At 74.0% G+C, this 13,353-nt stretch carries 14 protein-coding genes; 10 read left to right on the top strand and 4 right to left on the bottom strand.

The features are described from left to right. Positions 1–6: 6 nt before the first annotated feature. The 3 genes from ABEB09_RS23075 (at position 7) to ABEB09_RS23065 (ending at position 3,665) form a co-directional block, all read left to right on the top strand. A complete protein-coding gene (locus ABEB09_RS23075; protein WP_345694053.1) occupies positions 7–723 on the top strand; it encodes an aquaporin in 717 nt (238 codons plus the stop codon). Between the two features lie 63 nt (positions 724–786). Next, positions 787–1,467 (top strand): SanA/YdcF family protein, encoded by a 681-nt coding sequence (locus tag ABEB09_RS23070; RefSeq protein ID WP_345691812.1) that lies wholly within the window; start codon positions 787–789, stop codon positions 1,465–1,467. Between the two features lie 107 nt (positions 1,468–1,574). Continuing rightward, the gene (locus tag ABEB09_RS23065) at positions 1,575–3,665 is read left to right on the top strand and encodes a molybdopterin oxidoreductase family protein (protein ID WP_345691811.1); all 2,091 of its coding nucleotides are present in this window, start codon (positions 1,575–1,577) and stop codon (positions 3,663–3,665) included. Here the strand turns inward: ABEB09_RS23065 and ABEB09_RS23060 are convergent. The 3 genes from ABEB09_RS23060 to ABEB09_RS23050 all read right to left on the bottom strand — a co-directional run bounded on the left by ABEB09_RS23060 (position 3,619) and on the right by ABEB09_RS23050 (position 5,190). After that, positions 3,619–4,056, bottom strand: a complete 438-nt coding sequence (locus tag ABEB09_RS23060) for a gamma-glutamylcyclotransferase family protein (protein WP_345691810.1) — start codon at positions 4,054–4,056, stop codon at positions 3,619–3,621. The two genes, ABEB09_RS23065 and ABEB09_RS23060, sit on opposite strands and share 47 nt — an antisense overlap. Continuing rightward, positions 4,053–4,418: a divalent-cation tolerance protein CutA gene (gene cutA, locus ABEB09_RS23055; RefSeq protein ID WP_345694052.1), complete on the bottom strand. Its 366-nt coding sequence runs from the start codon at positions 4,416–4,418 to the stop codon at positions 4,053–4,055. The genes ABEB09_RS23060 and cutA overlap by 4 nt, the downstream gene beginning before the upstream one ends. A 166-nt stretch (positions 4,419–4,584) precedes the next feature. After that, positions 4,585–5,190 (bottom strand): NADPH-dependent FMN reductase, encoded by a 606-nt coding sequence (locus ABEB09_RS23050; RefSeq protein ID WP_345691809.1) that lies wholly within the window; start codon positions 5,188–5,190, stop codon positions 4,585–4,587. Between the two features lie 273 nt (positions 5,191–5,463). Between ABEB09_RS23050 and ABEB09_RS23045 the strand changes: the two genes are divergently transcribed. Continuing rightward, complete coding sequence (locus tag ABEB09_RS23045; protein WP_345691808.1) at positions 5,464–6,054, top strand: hypothetical protein; 591 nt, start codon at positions 5,464–5,466, stop codon at positions 6,052–6,054. Positions 6,055–6,153: 99 nt separating this feature from the next. Then, positions 6,154–6,789: a class F sortase gene (locus tag ABEB09_RS23040; RefSeq protein ID WP_345691807.1), complete on the top strand. Its 636-nt coding sequence runs from the start codon at positions 6,154–6,156 to the stop codon at positions 6,787–6,789. A 60-nt stretch (positions 6,790–6,849) separates the two neighbouring features. Here ABEB09_RS23040 and ABEB09_RS23035 read toward each other — a convergent pair whose 3' ends face one another. Beyond that, on the bottom strand, positions 6,850–7,629 hold the full coding sequence (locus tag ABEB09_RS23035) for a sulfite exporter TauE/SafE family protein (protein WP_345694051.1): 780 nt from the start codon (positions 7,627–7,629) through the stop codon (positions 6,850–6,852). Positions 7,630–7,830: 201 nt separating this feature from the next. Here ABEB09_RS23035 and ABEB09_RS23030 point away from each other — a divergent pair, with 201 nt between their 5' ends. From ABEB09_RS23030 to ABEB09_RS23010, 5 genes are all read left to right on the top strand, one after another. Next, complete coding sequence (locus tag ABEB09_RS23030) at positions 7,831–9,009, top strand: NAD(P)/FAD-dependent oxidoreductase (RefSeq protein WP_345691806.1); 1,179 nt, start codon at positions 7,831–7,833, stop codon at positions 9,007–9,009. A 1-nt stretch (position 9,010) separates the two neighbouring features. After that, the gene (gene nirB, locus ABEB09_RS23025) at positions 9,011–11,533 is read left to right on the top strand and encodes a nitrite reductase large subunit NirB (RefSeq protein WP_345691805.1); all 2,523 of its coding nucleotides are present in this window, start codon (positions 9,011–9,013) and stop codon (positions 11,531–11,533) included. After that, positions 11,530–11,856: a nitrite reductase small subunit NirD gene (gene nirD / locus ABEB09_RS23020; RefSeq protein ID WP_345691804.1), complete on the top strand. Its 327-nt coding sequence runs from the start codon at positions 11,530–11,532 to the stop codon at positions 11,854–11,856. Before nirB ends, nirD begins: the two co-directional genes overlap by 4 nt. A gap of 52 nt (positions 11,857–11,908) precedes the next feature. Then, complete coding sequence (locus tag ABEB09_RS23015) at positions 11,909–12,493, top strand: TetR/AcrR family transcriptional regulator (RefSeq protein WP_345691803.1); 585 nt, start codon at positions 11,909–11,911, stop codon at positions 12,491–12,493. A 94-nt stretch (positions 12,494–12,587) separates the two neighbouring features. After that, positions 12,588–13,346 (top strand): SDR family NAD(P)-dependent oxidoreductase, encoded by a 759-nt coding sequence (locus ABEB09_RS23010; RefSeq protein ID WP_345691802.1) that lies wholly within the window; start codon positions 12,588–12,590, stop codon positions 13,344–13,346. Positions 13,347–13,353: the final 7 nt, after the last annotated feature.

Below are 13,353 nucleotides of genomic sequence, written 5' to 3'. Positions count from 1 at the left end.
GCAGGGATGGAAGGGCCGCTGCCGCGCAGGATCGCCGCCGAGTTCGTCGGCACGGCCGCGCTGGTGGCGATCGTCGTCGGATCCGGCATCCAGGCCGGTGGGCTCAGCGACGACGTCGGGGTGCGGCTGCTGGCCAACTCGCTCGCCTCGGCGATCGGGCTCGGCCTGCTGATCGCGCTGCTCGGACCGGTCTCCGGGGGCCATCTCAACCCGGTCGTGACGCTGTGCGCCTGGTGGACCAGGCGCCGCTCCGGAGTCCGTACGCCCGCCCTGGACGTCGCCTGCTACCTCGCCGCGCAGCTGGCGGGCGCGGTGGCGGGCGCCCTCCTCGCGGAGGCGATGTTCGGGCGGGCGCCCGGCGGCTGGGCGACCCGGGTGCGGTCGGACGGCCATCTGCTGCTCGGCGAGACGGTCGCCACGGCCGGCCTGATCCTGCTGATCGTCGGGCTGCACCGCACGGGCCGCGCCCGGTTCGCGCCGGCGGCGGTCGCCGCCTACATCGGTGCCGCGATCTGGTTCACCTCGTCCGGCTCGTTCGCCAACCCGGCGGCGACGGTGGGCCGGTCGTTCTCCGACTCGTTCACCGGGATCGCGCCCGGTTCGCTGCCCGGCTTCATCGCCGCGCAGTTCCTCGGCGGACTGGCCGGCGCCGCGCTCGCGACCCTGCTGTACGGGGGCCGCCCGGCCGCCGCCCCACCTCGTACGTCACAGTCGTCGCACTGAACCGCGCGCCCTTCTCCCGCGTCGGAGTGGGCAGGCGGACACGCGACCAGGGGAGGTCCATCGATGCGGGGCGGGATACGGCGGCTGTGGCCGGGGACGAGACGGGGGCAGCGGCGGCTGGCGCAGGGCGTCATGCTGGCCTCCGTGCTGGCGCTCGCGCCCGCGACCTGGATGCACACCGTGGCCGAGCCGCGGCTGCGCACCGTCGCCGACGTGCCCGCGCGCGACGTGGCCGTGGTCTTCGGCGCCGGGCTGTGGAACGGGCGCCCCACCCCGTACCTGGCGCACCGGCTGGACACCGCGGCCGCGCTGTACCGGGACGGCAAGGTGAAGGTGGTGCTCGTGACGGGCGACAACTCGCGCGCCGAGTACGACGAGCCCGACGCCATGCGGGCCTACCTCACCCAGCGGGGGGTGCCCGACGGGCGGATCGTCAGCGACTTCGCCGGGTTCGACACCTGGGACTCCTGCGTACGGGCCAAGAAGATCTTCGGCGTCGACCGGGCGGTCCTGGTCACGCAGGGCTTCCACATCCGGCGGGCGGTCGCCCTCTGCCAGGCGGCGGGCGTCGAGTCGTACGGTGTCGGGGTCGCCGAGCCGCACGACTCGGTCTGGTACTACGGGGGCGTCCGCGAGCTGGCCGCCGCCGGCAAGGCGGCCCTGGACGCGGCCTTCGAGCCGGACCCGCGGTTCCTCGGCCGCGAGGAGACCGGCGTCCACGAGGCCCTCGCCTCGGCGGAGTGAGGCCCGGCCCGGCTCACCACCGCGGCCCCCGGTCCCGGAGCGTGACGTACCTCGTGCGTAATACGGCGTGACCGTGGCCGTAACACGCAGGTCGCACGCTCGGTGCCATGCTCGCCGCCACCACCTCCACGCACTGCCCGTACTGCGCCCTTCAGTGCGGGATGAACCTGCGGCCCGCCGAAGGCGGCGCCGGAGTCGTCGACGTCGTGGAGCGCACGGACTTCCCCGTCAACCGGGGTGCCCTGTGCGGTAAGGGACGTACCGCACCCGCCGTGCTCTCCTCCCAGGTCCGGCTGACCGGGCCGCTGATCCGACGCCACGCCACAGGCGGGCTCGAACCGGCCACCTGGGAGGAGGCCCTGCGGGCCGTCGCCGACGGACTGCGGCGCACCCGTGAGGCGTACGGCCCCGACGGGGTCGGGGTCTTCGGCGGCGGCGGGCTCACCAACGAGAAGGCGTACACGCTCGGCAAGTTCGCCCGGATCGTCCTCGGCACCTCCCAGATCGACTACAACGGCCGCTTCTGCATGTCGTCCGCGGCCGCCGCGGGCATGAAGGCCTTCGGCGTGGACCGGGGCCTGCCGTTCCCGCTGGAGGACATCCCGCGCACCGGCTGTGTCATCCTCGTCGGCTCCAACCTGGCCGAGACGATGCCGCCCGCGCTGCGCTACCTCACGGAGCTGAAGGAGAACGGCGGCCGGCTGATCGTCGTCGACCCGCGCCGCACCCGCACCGCCGAGCAGGCCGACCTGCACCTGGCGCCGCGCCCCGGCACCGACCTCGCACTCGCCCTCGGGCTGCTGCACCTGGTCGTCGCGGAGGGCCGGACGGACGAGGACTTCATCCGCGAGCGCACCACCGGCTGGGAGGACGCCCGCGCGGCCGCCATGTCGCACTGGCCGGCCCTGGTCGAGCGGATCACCGGCATCCCGGTGCCCCAGCTGCGCGAGGCGGTCCGGATGTTCTGCGACGCGGAGAGCGGCATGGTGCTCACCGCTCGCGGCCCCGAGCAGCAGTCGAAGGGCACCGACACCGTCGGCGCCTGGATCAACCTGTGCCTGGCCACCGGCCACGCCGGCCGCCCGCTGTCCGGCTACGGCTGCCTGACCGGGCAGGGCAACGGGCAGGGCGGCCGCGAGCACGGGCAGAAGGCCGACCAGCTGCCCGGTTACCGCAAGCTGGACGACCCGGAGGCGCGCGCCCACGTGGCCGCCGTGTGGGGCGTCGACCCGGACGTCCTGCCGGGCCCCGGGCGCAGCGCGTACGAACTGCTGGACGCCCTGGGGCAGGACGTGAAGGCGCTGCTGCTGATGGGCTCCAACCCGGTGGTGTCCGCGCCGCGCGCCGCGCACATCGAGGAGCGGCTGAAGTCGCTGGACTTCCTGGCCGTCGCCGACGTCGTGCTGTCCGAGACGGCCGCGCTCGCCGATGTCGTGCTGCCCGTGACGCAGTGGGCGGAGGAGACCGGCACGACGACCAACCTGGAGGGCAGGGTGCTGCTGCGGCAGCGGGCGATCACGCCGCCGGAGGGCGTGCGCAGCGACCTGGAGGTGCTGCACGGGCTCGCCGGGCTGCTCGGCTGGGAGAAGGGCTTCCCCACGGACCCGGAGGAGGTCTTCGAGGAGCTGCGCCGCGCCTCGGCCGGCGGGGCCGCCGACTACTCCGGCATCAGCTACCGGCGCATCGCGGAGGAGGACGGCGTCTTCTGGCCGTGCCCGGACCCCCAGCACCCCGGTACGCCGCGGCTGTTCCTGGACCGGTTCGCGACGCCCGACGGGCGGGCGCGGTTCGTGCCGGTCACGCACCGGGCGGCCGGCGAGGAGACGGACGAGGCCTACCCGGTCGTGCTGACGACGGGCCGTGTGGTGTCGCAGTACCAGTCGGGCGCCCAGACCCGGCGCGTCGCGGAGCTGAACGCCGCGGCGCCGGGGCCGTTCGTGGAGCTGCACCCGCGGCTCGCCGAGCGGCTGGGCGTCGCCGAGGGCGAGCCGGTCGCGGTGGTGTCCCGGCGCGGGCGCGCCGTCGCCCCGGCCCGCATCACGACGGGGATCCGCCCCGACACGGTGTTCATGCCGTTCCACTGGCCGGGCGAGGGCCGCGCCAACACGCTCACGAACCCGGCGCTCGACCCGACGTCCCGGATGCCCGAGTTCAAGGTGTGCGCGGTGCGTCTGGAACGGGCCGTCGAGGGCGACTGAACCAGTCGCCGCCCGCGACGGGCGCGCCGAGGCCGGCGCGGGCCGTCGCCAGGTACACCCAGGCGCGCACGGCGGCGCCGTCGTGGACGCGCACGACCTCGCACGTCTCGCGCGTGTACAGGTTCAGCGGATGACCCGGCCCGAAGTAGTCCTCCAGCCGGTCGAGTTCGGCGATCAGCCCGGCGTACGCGCCGGGCGCGGCGTGCACCAGGTCGCCGACGACCTCGCCGTCGGCGGCGCGGACCGCGTACGGATGGCCGGGGCCGTCGTGGAGCCGGGCGCACGGCAGCCGGGCGGGCTCCTCGGCCGCCGTGCGTCCCCGCAGGAAGCGGTCGTGGTTATGCGCGCCGGGCCGCAGCGTCCCGTACACGAAGAACGGCAGCTCGCTCATGCCCGGTCGGTCTCCTCGGCGATCCAGCGCAGGTAGCCGGCGCTTCCCCGGACGACCGGGGTGGCGATGATCTCCGGCGTCTCGTAGTCGTGGAGGCGCGTGAGGTGCGCCTCCAGCGCCTCGTAGCACTCCTCGGTGGTCTTGAGGAGCACCTGCCACTCCTGCGAGGTCTCGATGGCGCCCTGCCAGCGGTAGACGGACGTGATGGGCGCCGAGATCTGGGCGCAGGCGGCGAGCCTCTCCTCCACCGCGCTGCGCGCCAGCTCCTCGGCCTTCGCCGCGCTGTCGGTGGTGGTCAGTACGGTCAGGGCCAGGGTCACGCTGCTGCTCCTTCGGTCACGACGCGCCTCCCCCACCAGCATCCCACCGGGCGGCGGCGCCCTGCCCGGGTCGTGTCCGGCGGATCCTTCCCCCAACCCCGCCCCCTCCCGAAGCCGGGGGCCATGTCCCCGGACCCCCGTATCACGCCCGCCGGCGCTCGTCCTCGAACGCCGGACGGGCTGAGACCAGCCCCTCCGGCGTCTTTTCCTAGCCCGCGTAGGGGCGGACGGCCTTGGCGTCGCGCAGGGCGTGGGCCCACCAGGCGAGCTGGTCCAGCATCTTCTTGGCGGCGGCCTCCGGGCCCGCGGGGTCCTTGGGGGCGCCGTCCTCGTCGAAGAGCCCCCCGGCGTTGGGGAAGGAGACGGTGTCGCGGACAGTGACGGCGTGCAGTTCGGCGAAGACCGGGCGGAGATGCTCGACGGCGCGCAGGCCGCCGGAGATCCCGCCGTAGGAGACGAAACCGACGGGCTTGGCCTGCCACTCGGTGTAGTGCCAGTCGATGAGGCTCTTGAGCGATGCCGGGTAGGAGTGGTTGTACTCGGGGGTGAGGACGACATAGGCGTCCGCCCGCTCCAGGTGCGGGGTGACCTTGGCCAGTTCGGCGCGGACGGCCGGGGAGGGGTTGTAGGACAGGGCGGTCGGCAGGTCGGAGTCGGCGAGGTCGATCACGTCGACGGTGAAGTCGTCGCGCTCGCGGGCCCGGGAGAGGAACCAGTCGGCGACGACCGGGGCGAAGCGGCCTTCGCGGTTGCTGCCGAGGACGACGGCGAGACGGAGGGGCTGGGCGGTCTTCTCATGCGTGGTGAGGTCCATGAGGGGAAGCCTGGTACCTCAACTTAGCTTGAGGTCAAGCCCCGACCTAGATGCGGCATGGAGGCGGGCGCGGCGAACGGCCGTCACCCGTTCGGAACGCCTCCCCCGAGAGTCCCCTCACATACGGGCTGAGCTGCGGAGACGAGGAGTGTCCAGGGTGCCGCGCCGACTCGTTCGGCGGAAATCTGACGAGGAGTCAGCAGGCGCGGTGGACGGGTGGCGCCTTACCTCGAAGCAAGGACAACCGCCCGTAGCGCTGCCCGGAGGACCTTCATGCGCACCACTGCCCGCACGCTGACCGGTACCGCGCTGGCGGTCGTCTGTCTCGGCGCCCTCGCCGCGCCGGGGGCGTACGCCGGTGACTCCCACAAGCTGGAGGTGTTCCCGTCGCCGGCCGAACCGGGCACGACGGTCACGGTCAACACGACGGCCTGCGGGCCGAACGGCCACGGCGTGGGCGACGCCCAGTCGCTGGGCGCGGGCGAGTTCAAGCTCCGCCCGGGCACCCACAAGGAGCTGGTGGTCGGCCAGTTCAAGGTTCCGCAGCACACCAAGCCCGGTTCGTACGCGATCGCGGTGGCGTGCGACAACGGCAAGACCGCCACCGGCGACGTGGTCGTCAAGCGCGGCCGGCACGACGGCGGACAGCACGACGGCGGCTGGCACGACGGCGGCCACGCCCAGCGGCCGGACCACCACCCCACGCACCACATGCCGAGCGGCCACGTGCGCACGGGCGTCGGCGGCAGCGTCGGCCCGGACACCACCCGGATCGCGGCGGGCGTCGCCGTCCTCGCCGCGGCCGCCGCCGGCGGGACCTGGCTGCTGCGCCGCCGGGCGAACGGCGGCGCGGGCGGCAGCTGACCGCCCGGCTCCCCCTGACTCCCCGCTCCGCCGCGTGGCCCCGAGACCGCGGCGGGGCGGGGGGACCCTCGCGCAGCGCCCGTACGCGGAGGAACCCGCATGAGCAGCCCGACCGACACGCGGCCCAGGGGCAAGGGCTGGGGCCTGGCCGTCGCGGTGTGCGTCGGCCTGTGGCTCGTCCAGAGCGGGGCGCGGGACGTGACGCCGCCGGTCCCGTCGGCGGCGGAGGCGTTCGCCGCGGGACCCGGGTGGCACACGTCCGCGGCCGCCGACCCGCTCCCGCCCTCCGCGCCCGTCCGCATCCGCATACCGGGGATCGGCGTCGACGCCCCCGTGATGCGGCTCGGCCTGGGCCCGGACGGCAGCCTGGACGTGCCGCCCGCCGGGAACGGCAATCTCGCCGGCTGGTTCGCCGGCGGCACCGCGCCCGGCGCCCGCGGCACGGCCGTCATGGCGGGTCACGTGGACAACGCCCGCGGGCCCGCCGTCTTCTACGGGCTCGGCGCCCTCAAGAAGGGCCAGCGCATCGAGGTCGCCCGGCTCGACGGGCGGACCGCCGTGTTCACGGTCGACGCGGTCGAGGTGTACGACAACGACGCCTTCCCCGACGCCAAGGTGTACGGCGAGGCCCGACGCGCCGAGCTGCGGGTGATCACCTGCGGCGGCGGCTTCTCACCGAAGACCGGCTACCAGGGGAACGTGGTGGCGTACGCGCACCTCATCGGGGCGCGCTGACGGCCGCCACCGCCGGGCCACGCGCCGAACGCGGCGCACGCCCGACCGGTCGGCACCCGCTCACGCCCACTGGTCGAACCCCAGCTTCGCGACCAACCCGAAGACGACCACCAGCAGCACGCCCCGCACGAACTCGGCGCCCTTGCGCAGGGCCATCCGCGCACCGAGCATCCCGCCCGCCAGGTTGAACACGGCCATGAGAGCGGCCAGCTGCCACAGCACGTTGCCCTGGTAGGCGAACATGGCCAGCGCACCCGCGTTGGTGCACACGTTGACGATCTTGGCGGTCGCCGAGGCCGTCACCAGGTCCAGGTGGAGCACCGCCGTCAGCGCGAGCACCAGGAACGTGCCCGTACCGGGCCCGAACAGCCCGTCGTAGAAGCCGATGCCGCCACCCACGAGGACGATCGCCGTGACGATCCGGGCGCGCCGCACCGGCCCCTCCGGCGCGGGCCCGGTGCCGAAGGACGGGCGGAACATCACGAACGCGGCCACCCCCACGAGCACCACCAGGATGACCGGCCGCAGCACGTCGCTGCTGATCCCGGCCGCGAAGAAGGCCCCGCCCATGGACCCGGCGAGGGCGGCCAGCCCAATCCGTACCGCCGTCCCGACCCGGACCGGAGCCTTGCGCGCGTAGGTGACGGCCGCGCCCGTGGTGCCGACGATGGCGACCGCCTTGTTGGTGCCGAGGACCTGCGCGGCCGGCACGTGCGGCACGCCCAGCAGCAGGGCGGGCAGGAGCAGCAGACCGCCGCCCCCGACCACGGCGTCGATCCAGCCGGCCACGAGGGCGGCCAGGCAGAGCATGACGAGCACGGGCAACGAGATGTCGGGCATGGTCATGACCTTATGTAAGGGACACACCCGGCGTCCAGCGATTACGTAAGAGGCACATCTGGTGCCCGGCGATTACGTCCGGCAGCCCCGGGCCGCCGCGCGGCGCCTCACCGCCGGAACCGCTGTGCGCTGAGGCCGGCTTTCCTCGCGCGAAACACACGGGATGCTGCCGGGAAACACCGTCGACGCACGCTGCTGGGCATGAGTTCACGGATCGTGGTGGTCGGCGGCGGTACGGCGGGGGCACGCCTCGCCGAGCGGCTGCCCGTCACCGTGCTCGGCGAGGAGCCGCACACCCCGTACAACCGGGTGCTGCTCGCGGACGTCCTGGCCGGCCGGTACGGGCCCGAGGTGATCGCCCTGCCCTCGCCCCTGGGCGAGCCGGTACGGCGCGGTGTGCGCGTGACCGGCATCGACCGGGACGCCCGGGTGGTGCACTGCGACGACGGAGCGTCCTTCGCATACGACCGGCTGGTCCTGGCCACGGGCTCCAACCCGGTCCTGCCGCCGCTGCGCGGCCTGGGCGGCGGTCCGCTGCCGGCCGGGGTGCACGCGTTCCGGACGCTCGACGACTGCCTGGCGCTGGGCGCGGTGGTCCGTCCCGGGGCCAGGGCCGTGGTCATCGGCGGCGGCCTGCTGGGCGTCTCGGCGGCCCGGGCGCTGGCGGCCAGGGGCGCGGAGGTGGTGCTGGCCCAGCAGGGCGAGCACCTCATGGAGCGCCAGCTGGACGCGAACGCCGCGGAGCTGCTGCGCCGCCACCTCGTCGGGCTCGGTGTGGAGGTGCACACCGAGTGCCGCGTGCGCGGCCTGAAGGTCGCGTCGGGCGCGGTGACCGCCGTGGAGCTGGCCGACGGGTTCGTCCTGGAGGCCGACGTGGTGGTGCTGGCCTGCGGCGTGCGGCCGCGCGTCGGCCTCGCCCTGGCGGCGGGCCTCGACGTCCGGCGCGGGATCGTCGTCGACGACCGGCTGCGCACCTCCGATCCGTACATCCACGCCATCGGCGACTGCGCCGAGCACGACGGCCGGCTCTACGGGCTGGCGGGGGCCGCCCTGGAGCAGGCCGATGTGCTGGCGGACGTGCTCACCGGCGGCGACGCCGCCTACCGGGGCACGCGGGCCCTGACCCGGCTGAGCCTGGACGCCCTGGAACTCGCGGCGTTCGGCGAGGCCACGCCCCAGCCGGGCGACGACACCGTGCAGCTGGCCGACGCCACGCGCAGCGCGTACCGGAAGGTCGTCGTCCGTGGTGACCGGCTCGTCGGCGGCGTCCTGATGGGCGACCTCGGCGCGGTCGGCACGCTCGCCCGGGCCTGGGAGGGCGACGAGGCCCTTCCGGACGCGCCCCTGCTCCACCTGCTCACCCATGACGGAGGCTCCTGACATGCCGAACACGCCCGGGGCGGCGCACACGCCCACCATCGTCCTCGTCGGCCACGGCATGGTCGGCCAGCGCTTCCTGGAGTCCCTCGCCGACCGCGGTGTGACCGGCAGGGCGCGCGTGGTCGTCCTGTGCGAGGAGCCCCGCCCCGCCTACGACCGGGTCCAGCTCACCTCGTACTTCTCCGGCCGCACGCCCGACGACCTGTCGATGGTGCCCGCGGGCTTCATGGCCGAGCACGGCATCGAGCTCCACACCGACGACCCGGCCGTCGCGATCGACCGGGAGGCCCGCACGGTCACCGCACGGTCCGGGATGACCGTCGCGTACGACACGCTGGTCCTCGCCACCGGCTCGTACCCGTTCGTGCCCCCGGTCCCCGGCAAGGACGCGACGGGCTGCTTCGTCTACCGCACCATCGAGGACCTGCTCGCGATCGAGGAGTACGCGAAGACCGCCACGAGCGGCGCGGTCGTCGGCGGCGGTCTGCTCGGTCTGGAGGCGGCGGGCGCGCTCAAGGGCCTGGGCCTGGAGACGCACATCGTGGAGTTCGCGCCCCGGCTGATGCCGGTGCAGGTGGACGAGGGCGGTGGCGCTGCGCTGCTGCGCACGATCGAGAACATGGGGCTGGCCGTCCACACGGGCGTGGGCACCCAGGAGGTCACCGTCGGGGACGACGGCTCCGTCACCGGCATGAAGCTGTCGGACGGCTCCGAACTGGCCACGGACATGGTGGTGTTCTCGGCGGGTGTCCGCCCCCGCGACCAGCTGGCCCGCGACTGCGGCCTGGAGGTCGGCGAGCGCGGCGGCATCAAGGTCGACGAGCGGTGCCGTACGTCGGACCCGGCGGTCCTCGCGATCGGCGAGTGCGCGCTGGCGGCGGACGGCCGGGTGTACGGCCTGGTCGCGCCGGGCTACGAGATGGCGCAGACGGCCGCGGACGCGATCGTCGACCAGGAGTCGGCGTTCACCGGCGCCGACCTGTCGACCAAGCTGAAGCTGCTCGGGGTGGACGTGGCGTCGTTCGGCGACGCGCACGGCACGGCCGAGGGCTGCCTGGACGTCGTCTACTCCGACTCGCGCTCCGGGATCTACAAGAAGCTGGTGGTGTCCGCCGACGGCGTGCTGCTGGGCGGCATCCTCGTGGGCGACGCCGAGCAGTACGGCACGCTGCGGCCGATGACCGGGACCGTGCCGCCCGTGGCGCCCGAGCAGCTGGTGCTGCCGGCGGGCGCGGGCGGGCCGGTCGCGCTGGGGCCGGAGGCGCTGCCGGACGAGGCGGTGATCTGCTCCTGCCACAACGTGACCAAGGGCGCGATCTGCGAGCACACCACGCTGCCCGAGGTGAAGAAGTGCACCAAGGCCGGCACCGGCTGCGGCAGCTGCGTCAAGGTCATCCAGCAGCTGCTGCCCAAGACCGGCGACGGCGGCCTGTGCGGCTGCTTCGGCAAGACCCGCCAGGAGCTGTACGAGATCGTGCAGGTGCTGCGCATCACCTCGTACGCCGAACTCCTCGACCGGTACGGGCGGGACGGGGCGAAGGGCGGCGAGGGCTGCGAGATCTGCAAGCCGGCGGTCGCCTCGATCCTGGCGTCCCTGGCCCCGGGCTACATCCTCGACGGCGAGCAGGCCGCGCTGCAGGACACCAACGACCACTTCCTCGCCAACATGCAGCGCAACGGCTCGTACTCGATCGTGCCGCGCATCCCCGGCGGGGAGATCACCCCGGAGAAGCTGATCGTCATCGGTGAGGTGGCGCGCGACTTCGGCCTCTACACGAAGATCACCGGCGGTCAGCGCATCGACCTGTTCGGGGCGCGCGTGGAGCAGCTGCCCGCGATCTGGGCGCGGCTGGTGGACGCCGGCTTCGAGTCCGGGCACGCGTACGGCAAGGCGCTGCGGACGGTGAAGTCCTGTGTCGGCCAGACCTGGTGCCGCTACGGCGTGCAGGACTCGGTCCGCATGGCGATCGACCTGGAGCTGCGCTACCGCGGCCTGCGGGCGCCGCACAAGCTGAAGTCGGCGGTGTCGGGCTGCCAGCGCGAGTGCGCGGAGGCCCAGTCGAAGGACTTCGGCGTGATCGCCACCGCCAACGGCTGGAACCTGTACGTCGGCGGCAACGGCGGCGCGACGCCGCGCCACGCGGACCTGCTGGCGAAGGACCTGTCCGACGCCGAACTGGTCAGGCTGATCGACCGGTTCCTCATGTACTACATCCGCACCGCCGAGCGGCTGGAGCGCACGGCGCCGTGGGTGGAGCGGATCGGCCTCGACCACGTCCGGGAGGTCGTGGTGGAGGACTCGCTGGGCATCGGCGAGGAGCTGGACGAGCTGATGGCCCGTCATGTCAGCGGCTACCGCGACGAGTGGGCCGACACACTCCAGGACCCGGAGCGGCTGGCGCGGTTCGTGTCCTTCGTGAACGCCCCCGAGGCGCCGGACCCGTCGGTGCGGTTCGTGCCGGAGCGGGGCCAGATCAAGCCCGACCTGACGGTCCTCACCCTGGAAGGGGTCACCGCCCGATGAAGCTCGAACTCTCCCCCGCCACCGGCGACTGGCTGCCCGTCTGCGACATGGACGCGCTGACCCCGGGCCGGGGCATGGCGGCCCTGCTGCCGGACGGACGGCAGGCGGCGCTCTTCCGGGACCGGTCGGGGCGGCTGTACGCGATCGACAACCGGGACCCGTTCACGGGCGCCCAGGTGCTGGCGCGCGGCCTGATCGGCTCGGCGGACGGCCGGACGTTCGTGGCGTCGCCGCTGCTGAAGCAGCGCTTCGACCTGGAGACGGGGCGGTGCCTGGACGACGACGAGGTGGCGGTGGCGGTGTATCCGGTGCGGACGGCCTGAGAACCCCTCCCCCCACTTGACCGATCGTTCCAGAACGGTCTAGGGTCCTGCTGTGGCCAGGACCAAGGAATTCGACCCGGACGCCGCGCTCCAGAAAGCACTCGAGCTGTTCTGGCGGCGCGGCTACGAGGCCACGTCGATGGCCGACCTGGTCGAGCACCTGGGTATCGGCCGGGCCTCGCTCTACGCGACCTTCGGCAACAAGCACGAGCTGTACCTGAAGGCACTGGACCGGTACGGGGCGGGGCAGAACCCGCTCCTGCTGGACGAGTTGTCCCGGCCGGGCCCCGCATTGCCCGCCGTACGGGCGGTCGTGCTCCGGTTCGCCGCGGAGGCGGCGGCCGGGCCGGGCCGGCTGCGCGGCTGCCTCGTCACCAACGCGGCGGCGGAACTGGCGCCGCACGACCGGGCCGTGGCCCGCCGGGTGGAGCTGAACTGGCAGCACCTGGAGACGCTGCTGCACGCGGCGCTGGCGCGGGCGCGCACGCAGGGCGAGCTGCCCGAGGGGCGCGACCCGCGGACGCTGGCCCGGATGCTGCTGGTGCTGCTCCAGGGCGTGCGGGTGGTCGGCAAGGCGTCCGACGACCCGGCCCTGGTGCGGGACGCGGCCGAGCAGGCCCTGGCCCTGCTGGACTGAACCGGCCCGACGACCACGGGCGCCGTCTGCGTGCGGCGCCCGTTTCTTCGGCCTCGAAATTGGAACGAACGGTCAAGAAAGAGGGACAGGACAGATGAACCGCTTCCAGGGCAGGACCGTGCTCGTCACCGGCGCGGGCTCCGGCCTCGGCCGCGCCGTCGCGCTCGCCTTCGCGGCCGAGGGCGCCTCGGTCGTCGCCGCGGGCCGTACGGCCACCACGCTCGACGAGACCGTCGCGCTGATAGCCGAGCGGGGCGGCACCGCTGCGGCCGCCACCGCCGACGTCTCACGGGCCGCGTCGATGCGTGACCTGGTGGGGTGGACCGTCGAGCGGTTCGGCGGACTCGACGTCGCCGTCAACAACGCGGGCGTGTTCCGGGGCGGCGGCCCGGTCGCCGACCTGGCGGAGGAGGACTGGCGCACCCTGCTCGACATCAACGTCACCGGGGTGCTGTTCGCGCTCCAGGCGGAGGTGGCCCACATGCGCGCCCACGGCGGCGGCGCCATCGTGAACGTCTCGTCCAACCTCGGCGCCCACACCCGCCGCCCGGGCCTGGCCGGCTACCTCACCTCGAAGGCGGCCGTGTCCGCCCTCACGCGCGCCGCCGCCCTGGACCACGTCCAGGACGGCATCCGGATCAACGCGGTGAGCCCGGGCGCGGCGGACACCACGATGTCGCTGCTCCCCGGCGAGACCGAGGACGAGCGGGCCGTACGGATGAAGGCCGAGTCGCCGCTGGGCCGGGTGTCGTCGGGCCGGGAGGTGGCGGCGGCGGTGCTGTACCTGGCGTCCGACGACGCGGGGTCCGTGGTGGGGACGGACCTCGTCGTCGACGGCGGCGCCTCGGCGTGAGCGGGCG

This window comes from Streptomyces coeruleoprunus (genome assembly GCF_039542925.1).
Classification (GTDB): Bacteria; Actinomycetota; Actinomycetes; order Streptomycetales; family Streptomycetaceae; genus Streptomyces; species Streptomyces coeruleoprunus.
This window is presented reverse-complemented; position numbering and strand designations above follow the sequence as displayed.